Annotated in this window: 12 protein-coding genes; 7 read left to right on the top strand and 5 right to left on the bottom strand. The window is 69.3% G+C overall.

Annotated elements, in window-relative coordinates:
* The first annotated feature begins 35 nt into the window (after nt 1-35).
* From AC3FOF_RS13860 to AC3FOF_RS13850, 3 genes are read left to right on the top strand one after another with little or no spacing between them, the layout of a single operon-like run.
* The gene (locus AC3FOF_RS13860; RefSeq protein WP_488726911.1) at nt 36-1,106 is read left to right on the top strand and encodes an efflux RND transporter periplasmic adaptor subunit; all 1,071 of its coding nucleotides are present in this window, start codon (nt 36-38) and stop codon (nt 1,104-1,106) included.
* Nucleotides 1,106-4,231 carry an efflux RND transporter permease subunit gene (locus tag AC3FOF_RS13855; RefSeq protein ID WP_488726910.1) on the top strand — a complete coding sequence of 1,042 codons (3,126 nt, stop codon included), beginning with the start codon at nt 1,106-1,108 and terminating at the stop codon, nt 4,229-4,231. The genes AC3FOF_RS13860 and AC3FOF_RS13855 overlap by 1 nt, the downstream gene beginning before the upstream one ends.
* Nucleotides 4,228-5,526, top strand: coding sequence for a TolC family protein (locus AC3FOF_RS13850; protein WP_488726909.1), 1,299 nt, complete (start codon nt 4,228-4,230; stop codon nt 5,524-5,526). The genes AC3FOF_RS13855 and AC3FOF_RS13850 overlap by 4 nt, the downstream gene beginning before the upstream one ends.
* A gap of 25 nt (nt 5,527-5,551) precedes the next feature.
* On the opposite strand, the gene ada is transcribed toward AC3FOF_RS13850, so the two are convergent.
* Nucleotides 5,552-6,619 carry a bifunctional DNA-binding transcriptional regulator/O6-methylguanine-DNA methyltransferase Ada gene (gene ada, locus AC3FOF_RS13845; protein ID WP_488726908.1) on the bottom strand — a complete coding sequence of 356 codons (1,068 nt, stop codon included), beginning with the start codon at nt 6,617-6,619 and terminating at the stop codon, nt 5,552-5,554.
* A gap of 147 nt (nt 6,620-6,766) precedes the next feature.
* Entirely contained in the window at nt 6,767-7,492 is a 726-nt protein-coding gene (locus tag AC3FOF_RS13840; protein WP_035814718.1) for a 2OG-Fe(II) oxygenase, read from the bottom strand.
* Nucleotides 7,493-7,735: 243 nt separating this feature from the next.
* Between AC3FOF_RS13840 and AC3FOF_RS13835 the strand changes: the two genes are divergently transcribed.
* From AC3FOF_RS13835 to AC3FOF_RS13825, 3 genes are all read left to right on the top strand, one after another.
* A complete protein-coding gene (locus tag AC3FOF_RS13835; RefSeq protein ID WP_488726907.1) occupies nt 7,736-8,173 on the top strand; it encodes a type 1 periplasmic-binding domain-containing protein in 438 nt (145 codons plus the stop codon).
* 115 nt (nt 8,174-8,288) lie between these two features.
* Nucleotides 8,289-8,594, top strand: a complete 306-nt coding sequence (locus tag AC3FOF_RS13830; RefSeq protein WP_276265875.1) for a hypothetical protein — start codon at nt 8,289-8,291, stop codon at nt 8,592-8,594.
* Between the two features lie 339 nt (nt 8,595-8,933).
* The gene (locus AC3FOF_RS13825) at nt 8,934-11,000 is read left to right on the top strand and encodes an NAD(+) synthase (RefSeq protein ID WP_488726906.1); all 2,067 of its coding nucleotides are present in this window, start codon (nt 8,934-8,936) and stop codon (nt 10,998-11,000) included.
* Between the two features lie 16 nt (nt 11,001-11,016).
* Here AC3FOF_RS13825 and AC3FOF_RS13820 read toward each other — a convergent pair whose 3' ends face one another.
* The 3 genes from AC3FOF_RS13820 to AC3FOF_RS13810 all read right to left on the bottom strand — a co-directional run bounded on the left by AC3FOF_RS13820 (nt 11,017) and on the right by AC3FOF_RS13810 (nt 13,188).
* Nucleotides 11,017-11,553, bottom strand: coding sequence for a GNAT family N-acetyltransferase (locus tag AC3FOF_RS13820; RefSeq protein ID WP_017229041.1), 537 nt, complete (start codon nt 11,551-11,553; stop codon nt 11,017-11,019).
* 6 nt (nt 11,554-11,559) lie between these two features.
* Nucleotides 11,560-12,135, bottom strand: a complete 576-nt coding sequence (locus AC3FOF_RS13815) for a helix-turn-helix domain-containing protein (protein ID WP_488726905.1) — start codon at nt 12,133-12,135, stop codon at nt 11,560-11,562.
* Nucleotides 12,136-12,198: 63 nt separating this feature from the next.
* Complete coding sequence (locus tag AC3FOF_RS13810; protein WP_488726904.1) at nt 12,199-13,188, bottom strand: LysR family transcriptional regulator; 990 nt, start codon at nt 13,186-13,188, stop codon at nt 12,199-12,201.
* A 97-nt stretch (nt 13,189-13,285) separates the two neighbouring features.
* On the opposite strand from AC3FOF_RS13810, the gene AC3FOF_RS13805 reads away from it, so the two are divergent.
* Complete coding sequence (locus AC3FOF_RS13805; RefSeq protein ID WP_488726903.1) at nt 13,286-14,530, top strand: MFS transporter; 1,245 nt, start codon at nt 13,286-13,288, stop codon at nt 14,528-14,530.
* Nucleotides 14,531-14,881 lie beyond the last annotated feature (351 nt).

The raw sequence follows: 14,881 nt of genomic DNA, 5'->3' as shown, positions 1-14,881 counted from the left end.
ACGCCGGGCGCCTTTATCCTGCTTTGGAGTCAGGCATGTTTTCCCGTCGCACGTTTTACGTTGGCGCGCTGATCGCGTCGACGCTGTTTTCCGTGGGCCCGGCGCGCGCGCAGGCGCTGGCCTTGTCCACTGCCCAGGCACAGTCGCTGGGCGTACGTTTTGGCCCGGTAGCCGGCGCCGCCCAGCTCGAGATCGGCGCCAGCGGGCGCGTGGTGCTCAAGCCCGATGCGCAGTACCTGGTGGCGGCACCCTATGCCGGCATGGTCTCGCGCGTGCTGGTTTCGATCGGCCAGGCGGTGCGCGCCGGCCAGCCGCTGGCGAGCTTCGCCAGCCCGCAGCTGTTCGAGGCCGGGCGCGCGCTGGCCGAGGCGCGTTCGCAGGCCAACCTGGCGCGGCTGGCGCTGGCGCGGGACCGCGGCCTGCATGACGACGGCATCATTGCCGGCAGCCGCTGGCAGGCCACCCAGGCGCGCGCGGCGGAGGCAGCGGCCATGGTGCGCGCGCGCGAGGCGGAGATGGCCTCGGCGGGCATCGTGTTCGCCGGTTCGGGCGAGCCGCAGCTGGTTGCCGGCCGCTCGGGCCTGATCGCCGAGGTGAACGCCGTACCCGGCACGCGCGTGGACGGAGCGGCGCCGCTGTTCCGCATTGTCGATCCCAACGCGCTGGAACTGGACTTGCTGGTCGGCCGCGATGTGCCAGCCCCGACCGGCGGCGAGCGCGTGGAAGTGCGCCAGCGCGGCGCCACCGGCCAGGTGGCCGGCGTGGTACCGGCCAGCGATGGTACCGCCGCCGTGCGCGTGCGCGTGGCGCTGGACAAGCGCGGCAGCCTGCAGGCAGGCGAAAGCGTGAATGTGATCGTGCACTTGCGTGGCGGGCCGAATGCCGCCGGCGCGGGACGCGTGCGGATACCCGCTGCCGCGCTGACGTACTGGCGCGGCACGCCCGGCGTATTCGTGGCGACCCAGGCCGGCGCGCGCTACCAGACCGTGGTGGTCGAGGCCGTGGACGACGCCGCGGCGACCGTGCGTGGCGCGCTGCCGCCCGGTACGCGGGTGGCGGTTGCCGGCGTGGGCGCGCTCAAGGGCATGCTGGCGGGAGGCGAGTGATGCTGGCCGGCCTGATTGAATTCTCCCTGCGCCAGCGGGCGCTGGTGCTGATTGCCGCCTGCGTGCTGGCGGTGGCCGGGGCATGGGCTTACCTGAAACTGCCGATCGATGCGTTTCCGGATATTTCCCCCACCCAGGTCAAGGTCATCCTGAAGATCCCCGGCATGACGCCGGAGGAAGTCGAGCAGCGCGTGTCCACCCCCATCGAGCAGGAACTGCTCGGCATTCCGCACAAGACCATCGTCCGCTCGGTATCGAAATACGGCATCAGCGACGTGACGGTCGACTTCGAGGAAGGCGTGGACAGCTACTGGGCCCGCCAGCAGGTATCGGAGCGGATCTCCGGCCTGATGCGCGACCTGCCGCCCAACGCCATCGGCGGGCTGGCGCCGATCACTACGCCGCTGGGCGAGATGTTCATGTTTACGGTGGAAGGCGATGCCTTCTCGCTGGCGGAGCGCCGCCGCGTGCTGGACTGGGTGATCCGCCCGGCCTTGCGCACGGTGCCCGGCGTGGCCGATGTCAATTCGCTGGGCGGCGAGGTGCGCAGCTATGAAGTGATCCCCGACCCGGCGCGCCTGCGCGCCCGTGCGGTCACGCTGGAACAGTTGCGCCAGGCGCTCGACGCCAACAACCGCAACGACGGCGCCGGCCGGGTGGAGCAGGGCGACGAGAACTGGGTGGTACGCGTGGAAGGCGGCGTGCGCGGCGTGGCAGACCTGCGGCAGATCGTCATTGGCGCGCCGGGCGCGAGCGCAGGCATGCCGCTCGTCACCGTGGGCGACGTGGCCACCGTCAGGCTCGGCGTGGCCACGCGCAACGGCGCGGTCAGCAAGGACGGCCACGGCGAAGCGGTCGAGGGGCTGGTGCTTGCGCTGCGCGGGGCGGATGCCCGCCAACTGGTCGGCGCCGTGCAGGCCAGGCTGGACGAACTGGGACCGCAGCTGCCCAAGGGCATGTCCACCCACGTGTTCTACAACCGGGGCGAACTGGTCACGCGCGCGGCCAATACCGTGGTGCGGGCGCTGGTCGAAGCCAGTCTGCTGGTGGTGGTGACGCTGTACCTGTTTCTGGGCGGCCTGCGCGCGGCGCTGGTGGTGGCGGCAACCCTGCCACTGTCGATGCTGGCGACCTTCCTGCTGATGCGCTACGTGGGCCTGACCGCCAATCTGATGAGCCTGGGCGGACTGGCGATCGCGCTGGGCATGCTGGTGGATGCGGCGGTGGTGGTGGTGGAGAACATCGAGTCGGCGCTGGCGCGCTCGCACGAGCACAAGCGCGATCCCTCGCTGCGCGGCGCGGTGATCCGCCACGCGGTGGCCAGCGTGGCGGTGCCGATGCTGGCGGGGGTGTCGATCATCGCCATCGTGTTCCTGCCGCTGCTGTCGCTGCAGGGCCTGGAGGGCAAGCTGTTCGGGCCGGTGGCGCTGACCATCGTGCTGGCGCTGGCTTCCTCGGTGGTGATTGCCTTCACCGTGGTGCCGGCGCTGGCCTCGCTGCTGCTGCGCGCCCACGCGGACGAGACGCCCTACCTGATGCGCAAGGTGGCGAGCGGATTCGCGCAACTGCAGGACTGGAGCGCGCGGCACCGCCGCACAGTCTTCGCCACCGCCGGCGCGGCGCTGGTGCTGGCCGTGGCGCTCTACCTGTCGGTGGGCAAGACCTTCATGCCCACCATGGACGAGGGCGACCTGATCGTGCAGCTGCAGAAGGCGCCATCGGTCTCTCTGGCTACCTCGGTGGACCTGGACCTGCGGGTGCAGCAGGCGCTGCTGGCCGAAGTGCCGGAGATCCGCTCCATCGTGGCGCGCTCCGGCTCGGACGATCTCGGCCTCGATCCGATGGGGCTCAATGAGACCGATACCTTCCTCGTACTGCAGCCCAAGGACCAGTGGCGCGGCAGCAAGGAAGACATTGCCGTCGCCATCCGCCGCGTCATGGAGCGTTTCCCCGGCGTGGTGTACGGCTTCACCCAGCCCATCGAAATGCGCGTCTCGGAGATGCTGACCGGCACCCGCGGCGACGTGGCGATCAAGGTGTTCGGCAACGATCTCGGCGCCATCGATACCGCAGCGCAGGCCATCGCCGCGCGCGTGCGCAAGATCCCCGGCGCGGCCGAGGTGATTGCGCCCAGCAACGAGGGCGTGCAGTACCTCACGCTCGCGCTGGACCGCGCCGCGGTCGGCCGCGCCGGCCTCTCCGGCGATGCGCTGCAGGCACTGCTGCGCGCGCAGGTGGAAGGCGAGCGCATCGGCATCGTGCCGGAGGGCACCGTGCGCACGCCGCTGATCCTGCGCGGCGGCGACAGCCTGCGGCAGACGCCGGAGAGCTTCACCAGCCTGCAGGTGACGGCGCCGGACGGCAAGCCCTGGCCGCTCACCTCGCTGGCGCAGGTGCGGCGCGTGGAAGGGCCCGTGCGCATCAACCACGAAGACGGCGGCCGCTTCGCGGTGATCCAGGTCAGCGTGGAAGGGCGCGACCTGACCGGCTTCGTGCAGGAAGCGCAGACCGCGGTGGCCGCCCTGGCCGGACTGCCCAAGGGCCTGCGCGTGGTCTGGGGCGGACAGTTCGAGAACCAGCAGCGCGCCGCCGCGCGTCTGGCGCTGGTGGTGCCGCTGGCGCTGGGGGCGATCTTCCTGTTGCTGATCCTGACCTTCCACTCGATCCGCCAGGCAGTGCTGGTCATCGCCAATATTCCGTTCGCGCTGGTGGGCGGCATCGCGGCGCTGCGGGGGGCGGGCGAATATCTCTCGGTGCCAGCCTCGGTGGGCTTTATTGCGCTGCTGGGCATTGCCGTGCTCAACGGCGTGGTGCTGGTCTCGCATTTCAACACCTTGCTGGAGGCGGGGCATGCCGTGGCCGAGGCGGTGCGCACAGGCGTGCGGGATCGTTTGCGGCCGGTGCTGATGACCGCCTGCATTACCGCGCTGGGGATGATCCCGCTGCTGCTGGCCAGCGGGCCTGGCTCGGAAATCCAGCGTCCGCTGGCCATCGTCGTCTCGGGCGGGCTGGTCAGCTCCACGGCGTTGACTTTGCTGTTGTTGCCGCTCCTGTTCGAGCGCTTCGGCGTGGCGCGCGCGCGCCAGGAACAGGAAGGCCACATGGAACAAGGAGTGGCGCAATGAGCCGCGTAAACAGTAAGAACGCAATGCGTGCGGCGCCGGCATTTGCCGTACTGGCCGCAATCTCCGCAATCGCCGCGATCAGCGGCACCGCGCTGGCGCAGGTTGCCACGCCGGCCGGCACGGGCATGCTGCCTGCAGAAGCCGTGGTGCGCGACGCGGTCAGCCAGTCGCCGGACGTGCAGATGGCCGAAGCCCGCCGCGATGCGGTGCTGGCCCGCGCGGACGGCATCCGCGCCGGTACCGCCGAGACCGTGGTGCGCGCGATCGGGCAAGGCCGCCAGGTACGCTCCCCATCCGAGCGGCATGCCGAAGGGCAACTGGCACTGGAGCGGCCGCTGCGGCTGTGGGGCAAGGCCGACGCCGATGGTGCGCTGGCCGACGCCACCGTGGAGTCCGGCCAGCTTGCCGTGATGGATGCGCGCCACGAGGTCTCGCGGCAGATCCTGGCGCTGTGGTTCGGGGCGCTGCGCGCGCAGCAGGTACGGCTGGCGGCGCAGGGCAACGACGGCCTCGCCGCGGAACTGGCCGCCATCACCGCGCGGCGCGTGCAGGCTGGCGACGCGGCGCGCATGGACCACGAGCTGTCGCTGGCCGAGCGTGCCCGTACCGCCGCCGCGCTGGCCAGCGCCAGATCGGCGGAAGCGGCGGCGCAGGCCGAACTGCGCGCGCGCTTTCCGGGGCTGGGCGCGCCTGGCGCCCTGCCCGCGGACATGCGCCCGCACGGCTTGCCCGACGATCCGGCCGAAGCGCTGCGCAGCCGCTATGTGGAGGACAGCCATGAATTTCGCCTTGCCCAGTCCGAGGAGACCCAGGCACTGCGGCAAGCCAGGCGCACCGACCTGGAGCGCAGGCCTGACCCGACCGTGGGCATGTTCGTCACGGTCGAGCGGGGTGGCGCCGAGCGGATTGCCGGCGTGAGCGTCAGCATGCCGCTTGGCTCGGCACACCGGCGTTCGGCGGCGCTCGCGGCCGCGGCGGATGCCGAAGCCGCCGCCCGCCGCCGCCTGGCGGTGGAGCGCCGCATCGGCGCCGAGTTCGAGGTGCTGTACCGCGGGCTGGAGGGCAAGCGGGCCGCCGCCCTCGCGCAGGCCGAGGCGCTGGCACTGCAGCGCAGCGCCGCGGCGCGTACGGCGCGCGCCTATACGGCAGGTGAAACCGGCCTGGGCGAGCTGCTGATGATCCGCCGCGCGCTGGCCGACACCACCCTGGCCGAACGCGTGGCGCTGGTCGATGCGCTGGAGGCCGACAGCCGGCTGCGTCTGGATCTGCACCGGATGTGGGACTTCGACGATTGATGAACGGCTGGCGCGCAGGTCCGGCTCACGGCTGCGCTTCCCTGTCCAGCAGTTCGCGCTTGCGCTCCACGCCCCAGCGATAGCCCGAGAGCTGGCCGTCGCTGCGCACCACGCGATGGCAGGGGATGGCCACAGCGATATGGTTTGCGCCGCAGGCCTGCGCCACCGCCCGCATGGCCCTGGGCGCGCCGATGCGTGCGGCGATCTCGGCGTAGCTGGCGGTGGTGCCGGCGGGGATTTCCCGCAGCGCCTGCCAGACGCGTTCCTGGAAGGCGGTGCCGCGCACATCCAGCGGCAGGTCCAGGCCCAGCGACGGCGCCTCGATCAGGCCCACCACCCGGGCGATCAACTGCTCGAAGCCGGCATCCCCGCCGATCAGGTTGGCTTTGGGGAACTGGTCCTGCAGTTCGCGCGCGAGCGCGTCGGGATCGTCGCCCAGCAGGATCGCGCAGACGCCGCGCTCGCTTTGCGCCACCAGGATGGAGCCGAGCGAGCACTCCCCCACGGCAAAGCGGATATCGGTGTTGGCGCCCCCGGCGCGATACCGGCTGGCCGTCATGCCAAGCATCTGGTCCGAAGCCTCGTAGAAGCGGCTGTTCGAGTTGAAACCTGCGTCGTAGATGGCCTCGGTGACGGAGCCGCTGCGGCCCAGCCGCGTGCGCAGCTTGCGCGCGCGGTGCGCGTCGGCGTAGGCCTTGGGCGTGAGTCCGGTGACCGCCTTGAAGACGCGGTGGAAGTGATAGGGGCTCAGGCCCGCCTGCGCGGCGAGTGCGTCCAGCGTGGGAGGGTTGTCCGCGCGTTCGATGCACCGGCAGGCCTCGGCGACGATGGCGGCATGCTGCGCCGCCATCGTCGTCTGATCGGCTACCGCCCGCTTGCTCGGGCGGTAGCCGGCGGCTTCGGCCGCAGCAGGCGTGTCGAAGAACTCCACGTTCTCCGGGCGCGGCAGGCGCGACGGGCTGCTTGGCCGGCAGTAGATGCCGGTGGTCTTCACGGCATAGACGAAGGCGCCATCGGCCGCCGGGTCGCGTGCAAGTACGCGCGCCCAGCGCGGGTCGTGCTCGGCGGAGGTGGAGGTGGAGGACGTTTGCATGGCGGTCATCCTGCGTGGTGTTTGCTGGCGTTTCATGGTGCTCACTGTAAGCCGATGCCGCGGGCTGCGCACTCCGGGTCTTGCGGTCAAATTCCACGGGTGCCGCGCGGGCCCCTTTTTTCCCTTTTTTTCCTCTTTCCACATGCCTTATTCAGCATCGTGGAAGATGATCCCCACCGTATGCCGTTGGCCCGAGCGCAGCCGGCTCACGCCATGGCGCAGCTTGACCCGGTAGCTGCCACGCGTGCCCTGCACCGGGCGCTGGTTCACTGCGAACACCACCGCGTCGCCCTGGCGCAGCGGCACCACCTCGGCGCGCGACTGCATGCGCGGGCGCTGCTCGGTCAGCACGAACTCGCCGCCGCTAAAGTCCTGGCCCGGTTCGGACAGCAGGATGGCCACCTGGATCGGGAAGACATGCTCGCCATACAGGTCCTGGTGCAGGCAGTTGTAGTCGTCCGGCCCGTATTGGAGGATCAGCGGCGTGGGCCGCGCCTGCCCGGCATCATGGCAGCGGCGCAGAAAATCCGCGTGCCGGGCCGGGTAGCGCACGTCGATGCCCATGGCCTGGTTCCAGCGATTGGCAAGCGGCGCCAGATGCGGGTAGAGCGCGCCGCGCAGGCCTTCGATGAGGCCGGGCAGGGGATAGCTGAAATATTTGTACTCGCCACGGCCGAAACCGTGGTGGCTCATCGTCACCCGCGAACGGAAGAGATCGTCGCGCGGGTAGAGCGCGGCCAGCGCAGCGCACGCGTGCGCGGCCAGCAGGCCCGGGACGAGGGCCCAGCCCTGACGGTCGAGGTCCCGCGCGATCTCGTCCCAGGCCAGCGCGTCGACGTGCCGGTCAATTTCGGCCGGTCCGGCTGCGAGCATGCCGGCGTTTGCTACCGCATCGCGCAAGGGAAGCGCGGCGAGCCTGTCCTGGTCGGGCGAATGCCGTGCGGCTGTCATGCTTTTCTCCTTTGGGGTGTGTCGACGAGCAAACTCTAGACGAGAATCGGACATGCATCACTCCGCGTCTTGCTGTCGAATTCCGCGCGGCAAGGCGTGGGCGCCTGCCCGCCCGCCGGACCGTGCTTGCTTTGGCCGGTACTTGCCTATGAGCAGGAAGCGCGTATGCTCGACGATCTGCTGTCCTTCGGCGTGCACGGCGTGATCACCGTGCCGCCGCTGACCGGCGAGCCGCAGTTCGCGGCGCTTGCGCGGCAGGGACTGGCGATGGCGAGCTATGACGGCGGCGCCGGCCGGGACGTGCCGGCCCGCATCGACCACGCTGCGCCCGACAGTTTCCAGGCCGGGCACCTGGCGGCTTCCCGTCCGGCCGGGCCGGGACACCGGCGCATCGCCTTTGTCATGCCCACCGGCCGCACCGTGAGCCGGTCGAACAAGATTGCGGGCTTCATGGCTGCGGCGATGGTGCGCCGGGTCATGCCCAGGCTGTCGCAACCGGCGCTGGCGCCGCTCCGCCTGTGCTTTCCCGGTGGCCTGGTCGTGCGCCAGTCCAGCGCGCCGCCGCCGGCAGCGAACCGGTTGGCCGGCGCAGTGCGTGCCTGACACGCAAGCAGTACGGCCGTGGCAGCGGGGGGAGCCCGCCGCCACGGACCGGTATTGCCATGCCCGGCAACGGGCATGGCGACGTAAAGCATGGCTCGAATCGTGGAGGAACGAGATGGGGCTCGACAAACCGGAACGCCGGCTGGCTGGACCGGCCAGGACGTATATCGAGGCGGGATATGCCATCGAAGTGGATATCCTGCGGGTGGAGGACGGGAACTGGGGCGCACTGGTCCGTTTGTCCAGGCTGGCCGATGGCGCCGTGCCCGCCGCGCATTTCATGCTCAAGCGCACCTTCGAGGATCGCGCGATGGCCTTCTCGTACACGCTCGCGTTGACGCGGGAGTGCGTGCTGCAGTTCGCCCCGGCCGCGGCCGACAAGATCGCCCGCCTGCTGGGCGGCGGGGAAACCGAAGACTAGCCGAACCATTTGCAACGCGGCGCAAAACAGGCGACCGGATCACCTGGCGTATCTGGCCGGCGCTGGCCGGCGCTGGCCGGCCCGTCCGGCCTGACTTCCGACGTGCCGCCGCAGCCCATGTCCCGCCCTGCCCGCACGGCGACGGTGCAGGTCACCGGCGCGGCTTGCGGCGCGATGGCCCGCGCCGGACAAGCACGCGAAGCCGCTGCGCCGCGGCGCAGGCCCGGGCAAGGACAGGGTGCGCATCGTAGAATTGCGTCATGTACTGCTTGACCAACTTCAGCCCCCGGCGTTTGCCGCGCTGAACCGCCCTGCCGTGGCGGCGCAAGGATAATTGACATGACCAGCAAGTTACCGAATACCTTCCTGAATCTCTACTCCCACGGGTTCGCGCGCGTGGCGGTCGGCGTGCCTGTTTGCCGCGTGGCCGATCCCGCCTTCAATGCGGCCGGGACCATCGCGATGGCCAGGGACGCCGCCGCCCAGGGCGCGGCGCTGGTGGCCTTTCCGGAACTCGGCTTGTCGGCCTACACCTGCGACGACCTTTTTCATCAGCGGGCCTTGCTCGATGCCTGCGAGGCAGCACTGTCGGAGATTGTCGAGGCCTCCAGGACGATCCCCACCACGCTGGTGGTGGGGTTGCCGCTGCGGGTCGAACACTTGCTGTTCAACTGCGCGGCAGTGGTGGCGGGTGGCAGGGTCCTGGGCGTCGTTCCCAAGACCTACCTGCCGAACTACTGGGAATTCTACGAGGCGCGGCAATTCAGCTCGGCCGACAACGCCACGGCGAGCGAGGTGACGCTCAACGGCAGCAAGGTGCCGTTCGGCGCCGGCCTGTTGTTCGAAGCGCAGAACATTCCGTTCTTCCGCTTCCACGTCGAGATCTGCGAGGATGTCTGGGTGCCGGTGCCGCCGTCGTCGTTCGCGGCGCTGGCGGGCGCGACCGTGCTCGTCAACCTGTCCGCGTCCAATATCGTCGTCGGCAAGTCCGGCTATCGCCATCAGCTGGTCAGCCAGCAATCGGCGCGGTGCCTGGCAGCCTACCTGTACAGCTCGGCCGGCAAGGGCGAATCATCCACCGACCTGGCATGGGACGGGCAGGCGCTGATCTATGAGAACGGAGACCTGCTGGCCGAGTCCGAACGGTTCGCCGACAGCGCGCACCTGACCTTTGCCGATATCGACCTGGAGCGCCTGTCGCGCGAGCGCATGCACCAGACCACGTTCGGCCACTCGGTCCGGCGGCATGGCGCGGAGGTCGCGAAGTTCAGGGTCGTTCCCTTCGTGCTCGAGACGGCGGCGGACCAAGCCCTGCCCCTGCGCAGGGCGATTGCGCGGTTCCCCTACGTGCCGGCGGACGCAAGGCGGCGCGACGAGCGTTGCAGCGAGGTCTATAACATCCAGGTGCAGGCGCTGGTGCAGCGGCTGTCGTCCAGCGGCATTTCCAAGGTGGTGATCGGCGTATCCGGCGGCCTGGATTCGACGCATGCTCTGCTGGTATGCGCGAAGGCCATGGACCGCCTGAAGCTGCCCCGCACCAACATCATCGGCATCACCATGCCCGGTTTCGCCACCAGCGACCGCACGCTGCTCCAGGCCAGGAAGCTGATGGAAGTGGTCGGCTGCGCCGCGAAGGAAATCGACATCCGGCCGAGCTGCCTTGAAATGCTCAAGGATCTCGAGCACCCCTACGCATCCGGCAAGCCCGTCTACGACGTGACGTTCGAGAACGTGCAGGCCGGCGAGCGCACCAACCACCTGTTCCGTTTCGCCAATTCCAGCCATGCCATCGTGATCGGCACCGGCGACCTGAGCGAACTGGCGCTGGGCTGGTGCACCTATGGCGTGGGCGACCATATGTCGCATTACAACGTGAATGGCAGCGTGCCGAAGACGCTGATCTCGCACCTGGTGCGCTGGGTGGCGGAGACCGGGCAGATCGGCGATGCCGGCTCGGACGTGCTGATCGATGTGCTGGAGACGGAGATCAGCCCCGAGCTGGTGCCGGGCGATTCGGCCAATGCACCCCAGCAGAAGACCGAGCACTTCATCGGTCCGTACGAGTTGCAGGATTTCAACCTGTACTACACGCTGCGCTTCGGCTTCACGCCCACCAAGATCGCCTTCCTCGCCCTCGCCGCGTGGGGCGATCGCGAGCAGGGCAACTGGCCGGATGGCCAGCACGTGACCCGCAACCAATACACGGTGGCGGACATCAAGCGCAATCTCGGCATCTTCCTCGACCGGTTTTTCCGCACCAGCCAGTTCAAGCGTTCCTGCGTGCCGAACGGGCCCAAGGTGGGTTCGGGCGGCTCGCTGTCGCCCCGCGGCGACTGGCGTGCGCCCAGCGACTCGGAGTCCGTGGTGTGGATGAAAGACCTGGAGAAAGTGCCCGATTCGCTCTGAAGGGGCCGCGATCCGGTCAGAGCGCCTTGTACATGATCGTGGTCGGATCCAGCCGGTCTTCGGATGGGGCGCGGCAGTAGCCCGGAATGACGCCGGCGGCCACGTAGCCTAGCGAGGCGTAGAGCGGCTCTGCCTTGTCGCCGGTGCGCGTGTCCAGCGTCAGCAGGCTGCGCCCGCGCTGCCTTGCCAGGCGCTCGAGTTCGGCCATCAATGCCTGCGCAATACCCTGGCGGCGATGATCGGGGTGGACCAGCAGCTTGCGGACTTCGGCGCGGTGAGGCTGGTTGGGGGGCGTGTCGTAGTCCAGCTGTACCGATCCCGCGATCCTGCCGCCCTGCCGCGCAACCAATAGCAGCCGGGCGCCGCCCCGCACCGCCGGCAGCACATTGCCCGTCCAGAAGGCCTCGCTGTCGCCCGCCGTGAACGGCTGCACAAAACCGATGCTGGCGCCGTCCCGCACGCAGGCGTGCAGCAGCGCCGCCAGTTCGCCAAGATGGCATGCGATCTGGTCCGCCGGGAGGAGCGAGAGGGTGGCTTGCGTGTCTATGCCCATGTTGTCTCACACGATAAACAGGAGGTATCTGGCTGCCGACTGCGCAGGGGTAGCGAAGGCACTCGGGCCGAAGAGCTGGTAGCGCAGGCAGTCTCCGGGCCGCAGGTGATGGGTTTGCCCGTCGACGGTGACTGCCAGCTCGCCCTCCATCATCAGCAGGTGATGCTCCAGTCCTGGCCTGGGGGTGCCGTCGTAGGCGATGCGCGTGTCCGGTCCGAGTTCGCACTCCAGGGCCTCGCCGGCCAGGGTCGTTGCCGGTGGCGACACGGAGCGCCGCCGGAAGCCGTTTTCCGGGTCAGTCCACAGGGTTTGCCCGCTGCGGGGGATCAGCGGGGCAAAGTCGTCTTCCACCATGCGCATGAGCCGCGACATGGTCAGGCCGTAGGCGGCGCAGAGCTTGCCCAGCACGCTCGCCGTCGGACTCGCTTCCGCGTTTTCCAGCCGGGACAGGGTAGCGCGGCTGACGCTGCTGCGTTTCGCCAGTTCATCCAGCGACCAGCTTCTCTCGGCGCGCAGGCCCTTGAGGCGCTGGGCGATCTGGCGGTCGAGCGTGGCGTCGTCGTCGGGGTTTGGGTTTTTCATATTGGGGAAAATATCTCAAATATGGGAATCCATCAACCCCTGGATGCAAGCGATCGTGGCTAGCTATCCTGCCTGCGCGGCCGTCCCCGCCATCGCCGCGGGCACGGCCTGCCGCATCGTCTCCACAAAGCGGCGCAGCTTGGCCGGATAGAAGCGCGCATACGGGTAGACCAGGTACATCGGCAGCGGCGGCGCCTGCCACTGCGGCACCAGGTGGAGCAGCCGGCCTTGCGCGAGGTCGTCCGCCAGCATCCACGCCGAGGCTACGCAGACCCCCAGCCCCATGGCCGCGGCGCTGCGCAAGGCGTAAAGGCTATCGGTGGACACGCGCGGGCGGAACGCGAGGCGCCGGGTTTCGCCGGTGACCGTATGCGTGAGCGCTACCTCGTTGCGATAGAAAGTGCGCAGCGATAGCCAGGGCAGGCCGGCGAGTTCGTCCATATCCACGGGCAAGGCGCGGCCTTGCAGCATGGCGGGGGCGGCCACGACGATGCGGGGGACTTCGGCCAGCCGGATCGCCACCACCGACGGGTCGCTTACCTCGCCCACGTGGATGGCGCAGTCGATGCCTTCGGCGATGAAATCCGGTGTCCTGTCATGCAGCAGCCATTCGACGCTCACCCGCGGGTGACGGTTGAGGAAGTCCGCCAGCGGCCCGACCAGGTGCTGCTGGCCGAATGCATGCGGCACGAACACGCGCAGCGTGCCCTCGGGCTCGTCGCCGGCGCCGCGCAGGTCGGACTCGAATGCCGCCCAGCCGGCGACCAGTTCCTTGGCGCGCTCGAAGCAACGCTCGCCATCCTCGGTGAGTTTCATGGCATGCGTCGAGCGTTGCAGCAGGCGCAGGCCCAGCGAACGCTCCAGCATCTGCAGGCGGCGGCTTACCGTGGGCTGCGTGGTCCCCATCTGCGCAGCGGCTGCCGACAGGCTGCCGGCTTCGACTATGCGCACGAAGGTCTGCATCAGCTCGACGCGGTCGGTCGAGGATGACGTCGGGAGGACGCCAGCACGCGGCGCCGCGGCTTTCGCGGGCGTGGTAGGAGGGGCTTTCATACGCAAAGCGTATAGCAATTGTGCGAATTGCAGTACTACCGCGTGATCTGACCGGGCGGCAAACTCCAGACTCGTTTTCCGATCTGGGGTTTACCTTATGTCTTCCATTCGAGTTGCGCATGCCAATGCAGGCATGTATCCAGCCACGGGCCAAGCCGCCGCGGACCGCCTGCCCACCCGGCTGGTCCTGCTCCTGGCCACCGGCGCCGGTCTTGCGGTGGCCTCGCTCTATTACAGCCAGCCCATGCTCGGCGTGCTGAGCGCCGATATCGGCGTCTCCGGCGGGGCGCTGGGGCTGGTGCCCACGCTGACGCAGCTCGGCTACGCGCTGGGCATCCTGCTGCTGGCGCCGCTCGGCGACCGCTTTGACCGCCGCCGCATCATCCTGGCCAAGGCCGCCGTGCTCAGCGCCGCGCTGCTGGCAAGCGGCGCGGCCTCCGGCATCGGGCTGCTGCTGGCGGCCAGCCTGGCGATCGGCCTGGCCGCGACGATGGCCCAGGACATCGTGCCGGCGGCGGCCACGCTGGCTCCCGAGTCGCACCGGGGCAAGGTCGTGGGCACCGTCATGACGGGCCTGCTGATGGGCATCCTGCTCTCCCGCGTGGTCAGCGGCTTTGTGGCGGAGCGCTTCGGCTGGCGGATCATGTTCGTGATCGCGGCGGCCAGCATTGCCCTGATGGGCGCGGTTGCCTGGCGCGCGTTGCCGCGCTTCCAGCCCACCACGCATCTGTCGTACCGTGCCCTGCTCGGCTCGCTGGCCGGGCTGTGGCGCCGGCATGGCGCCCTGCGCCGTGCCACGCTGGCGCAGGGGCTGCTTTCGGTTGGCTTCAGTGCGTTCTGGTCGACCCTGGCGGTCATGCTGCATGGCGCGCCCTTCCATCTGGGCAGTGCGGCCTCAGGGGCATTCGGCCTGGCCGGTGCGGCCGGCGCGCTAGCCGCACCGCTGGCCGGCCGGCTGGCCGACCGCCGGGGGCCCGAACTGGTCACCCGCCTGGGGGCCGGGCTGGCCGCGGTTTCCTTCGCCGGGATGTTGTTCTCGCCGCTACTGGCGCCGCATGCACGCCTTTGGATGATCGCGGCCAGTGCGCTGGGCTTCGACCTTGGCGTGCAGGTCACGCTGGTGGCGCACCAGACCATCGTCTACGGTATCGAACCCGGCGCCCGCAGCCGTCTCAATGCGGTGCTGTTCGTCGGCATGTTCGCGGGGATGTCCACGGGCGCCGCGCTGGGCAGCTTCATGCTGGGCCACTGGGGCTGGCTGGCCGTCACGGCGTTGTCCACCGCGACCGCCCTGGGCGCACTGGCCGTGCGTTTGTGGCCGGGCGCCCGGTTGGCGAGATGATGCCGAGGCCGTCTCCGTCAGCTGTCGCCTTGAGCGGTCGTTTTTCAGAACGTTGCTGGCGTTGTTGCGCGGCCTTGTCGTGCCCTTGTATTGCCTGCGGCCGCGCGCCCAGCCGGCACCGCTTTACTTCAAATTGAAACTACCTCCAAAGGCGGAGTGGTGTCGGGTTCTTGGGTACATGGAGGCATTTGATTTTCAGCAGGACCTGTTGCCGTTGCAGGGACCTGATTCAGGCCCTGCAGACCTGTCTCAACCCAAGCCCAGGAACCCGGCAGCACACCGCCTTTATAGGGGTCGAGATCCGCCATGGCATTTTCCCGCAGCCGCAGTACCTCCATTCCCGCTGCGGCC

Source organism: Cupriavidus sp. 96C5-1 (assembly GCF_057798855.1).
Note: the sequence above shows the minus strand (reverse complement) of the source record. Positions and strands in the feature narration are given on the sequence as shown.

Bases quoted from the DNA above. Each gene is read 5' to 3' on its own strand.
- AC3FOF_RS13835 (WP_488726907.1), top strand. From the start codon at position 7,736: ATGCTCGACGATCTGCTGTCCTTCGGCGTGCACGGCGTGATCACCGTG.
- AC3FOF_RS13830 (WP_276265875.1), top strand. From the start codon at position 8,289: ATGGGGCTCGACAAACCGGAACGCCGGCTGGCTGGACCGGCCAGGACG.
- AC3FOF_RS13825 (WP_488726906.1), top strand. From the start codon at position 8,934: ATGACCAGCAAGTTACCGAATACCTTCCTGAATCTCTACTCCCACGGG.
- AC3FOF_RS13855 (WP_488726910.1), top strand. From the start codon at position 1,106: ATGCTGGCCGGCCTGATTGAATTCTCCCTGCGCCAGCGGGCGCTGGTG.
- AC3FOF_RS13815 (WP_488726905.1), bottom strand. From the start codon at position 12,135: ATGAAAAACCCAAACCCCGACGACGACGCCACGCTCGACCGCCAGATC.
- AC3FOF_RS13820 (WP_017229041.1), bottom strand. From the start codon at position 11,553: ATGGGCATAGACACGCAAGCCACCCTCTCGCTCCTCCCGGCGGACCAG.
- AC3FOF_RS13810 (WP_488726904.1), bottom strand. From the start codon at position 13,188: ATGAAAGCCCCTCCTACCACGCCCGCGAAAGCCGCGGCGCCGCGTGCT.
- AC3FOF_RS13805 (WP_488726903.1), top strand. From the start codon at position 13,286: ATGTCTTCCATTCGAGTTGCGCATGCCAATGCAGGCATGTATCCAGCC.
- AC3FOF_RS13860 (WP_488726911.1), top strand. From the start codon at position 36: ATGTTTTCCCGTCGCACGTTTTACGTTGGCGCGCTGATCGCGTCGACG.
- AC3FOF_RS13850 (WP_488726909.1), top strand. From the start codon at position 4,228: ATGAGCCGCGTAAACAGTAAGAACGCAATGCGTGCGGCGCCGGCATTT.
- ada (WP_488726908.1), bottom strand. From the start codon at position 6,619: ATGCAAACGTCCTCCACCTCCACCTCCGCCGAGCACGACCCGCGCTGG.
- AC3FOF_RS13840 (WP_035814718.1), bottom strand. From the start codon at position 7,492: ATGCTCGCAGCCGGACCGGCCGAAATTGACCGGCACGTCGACGCGCTG.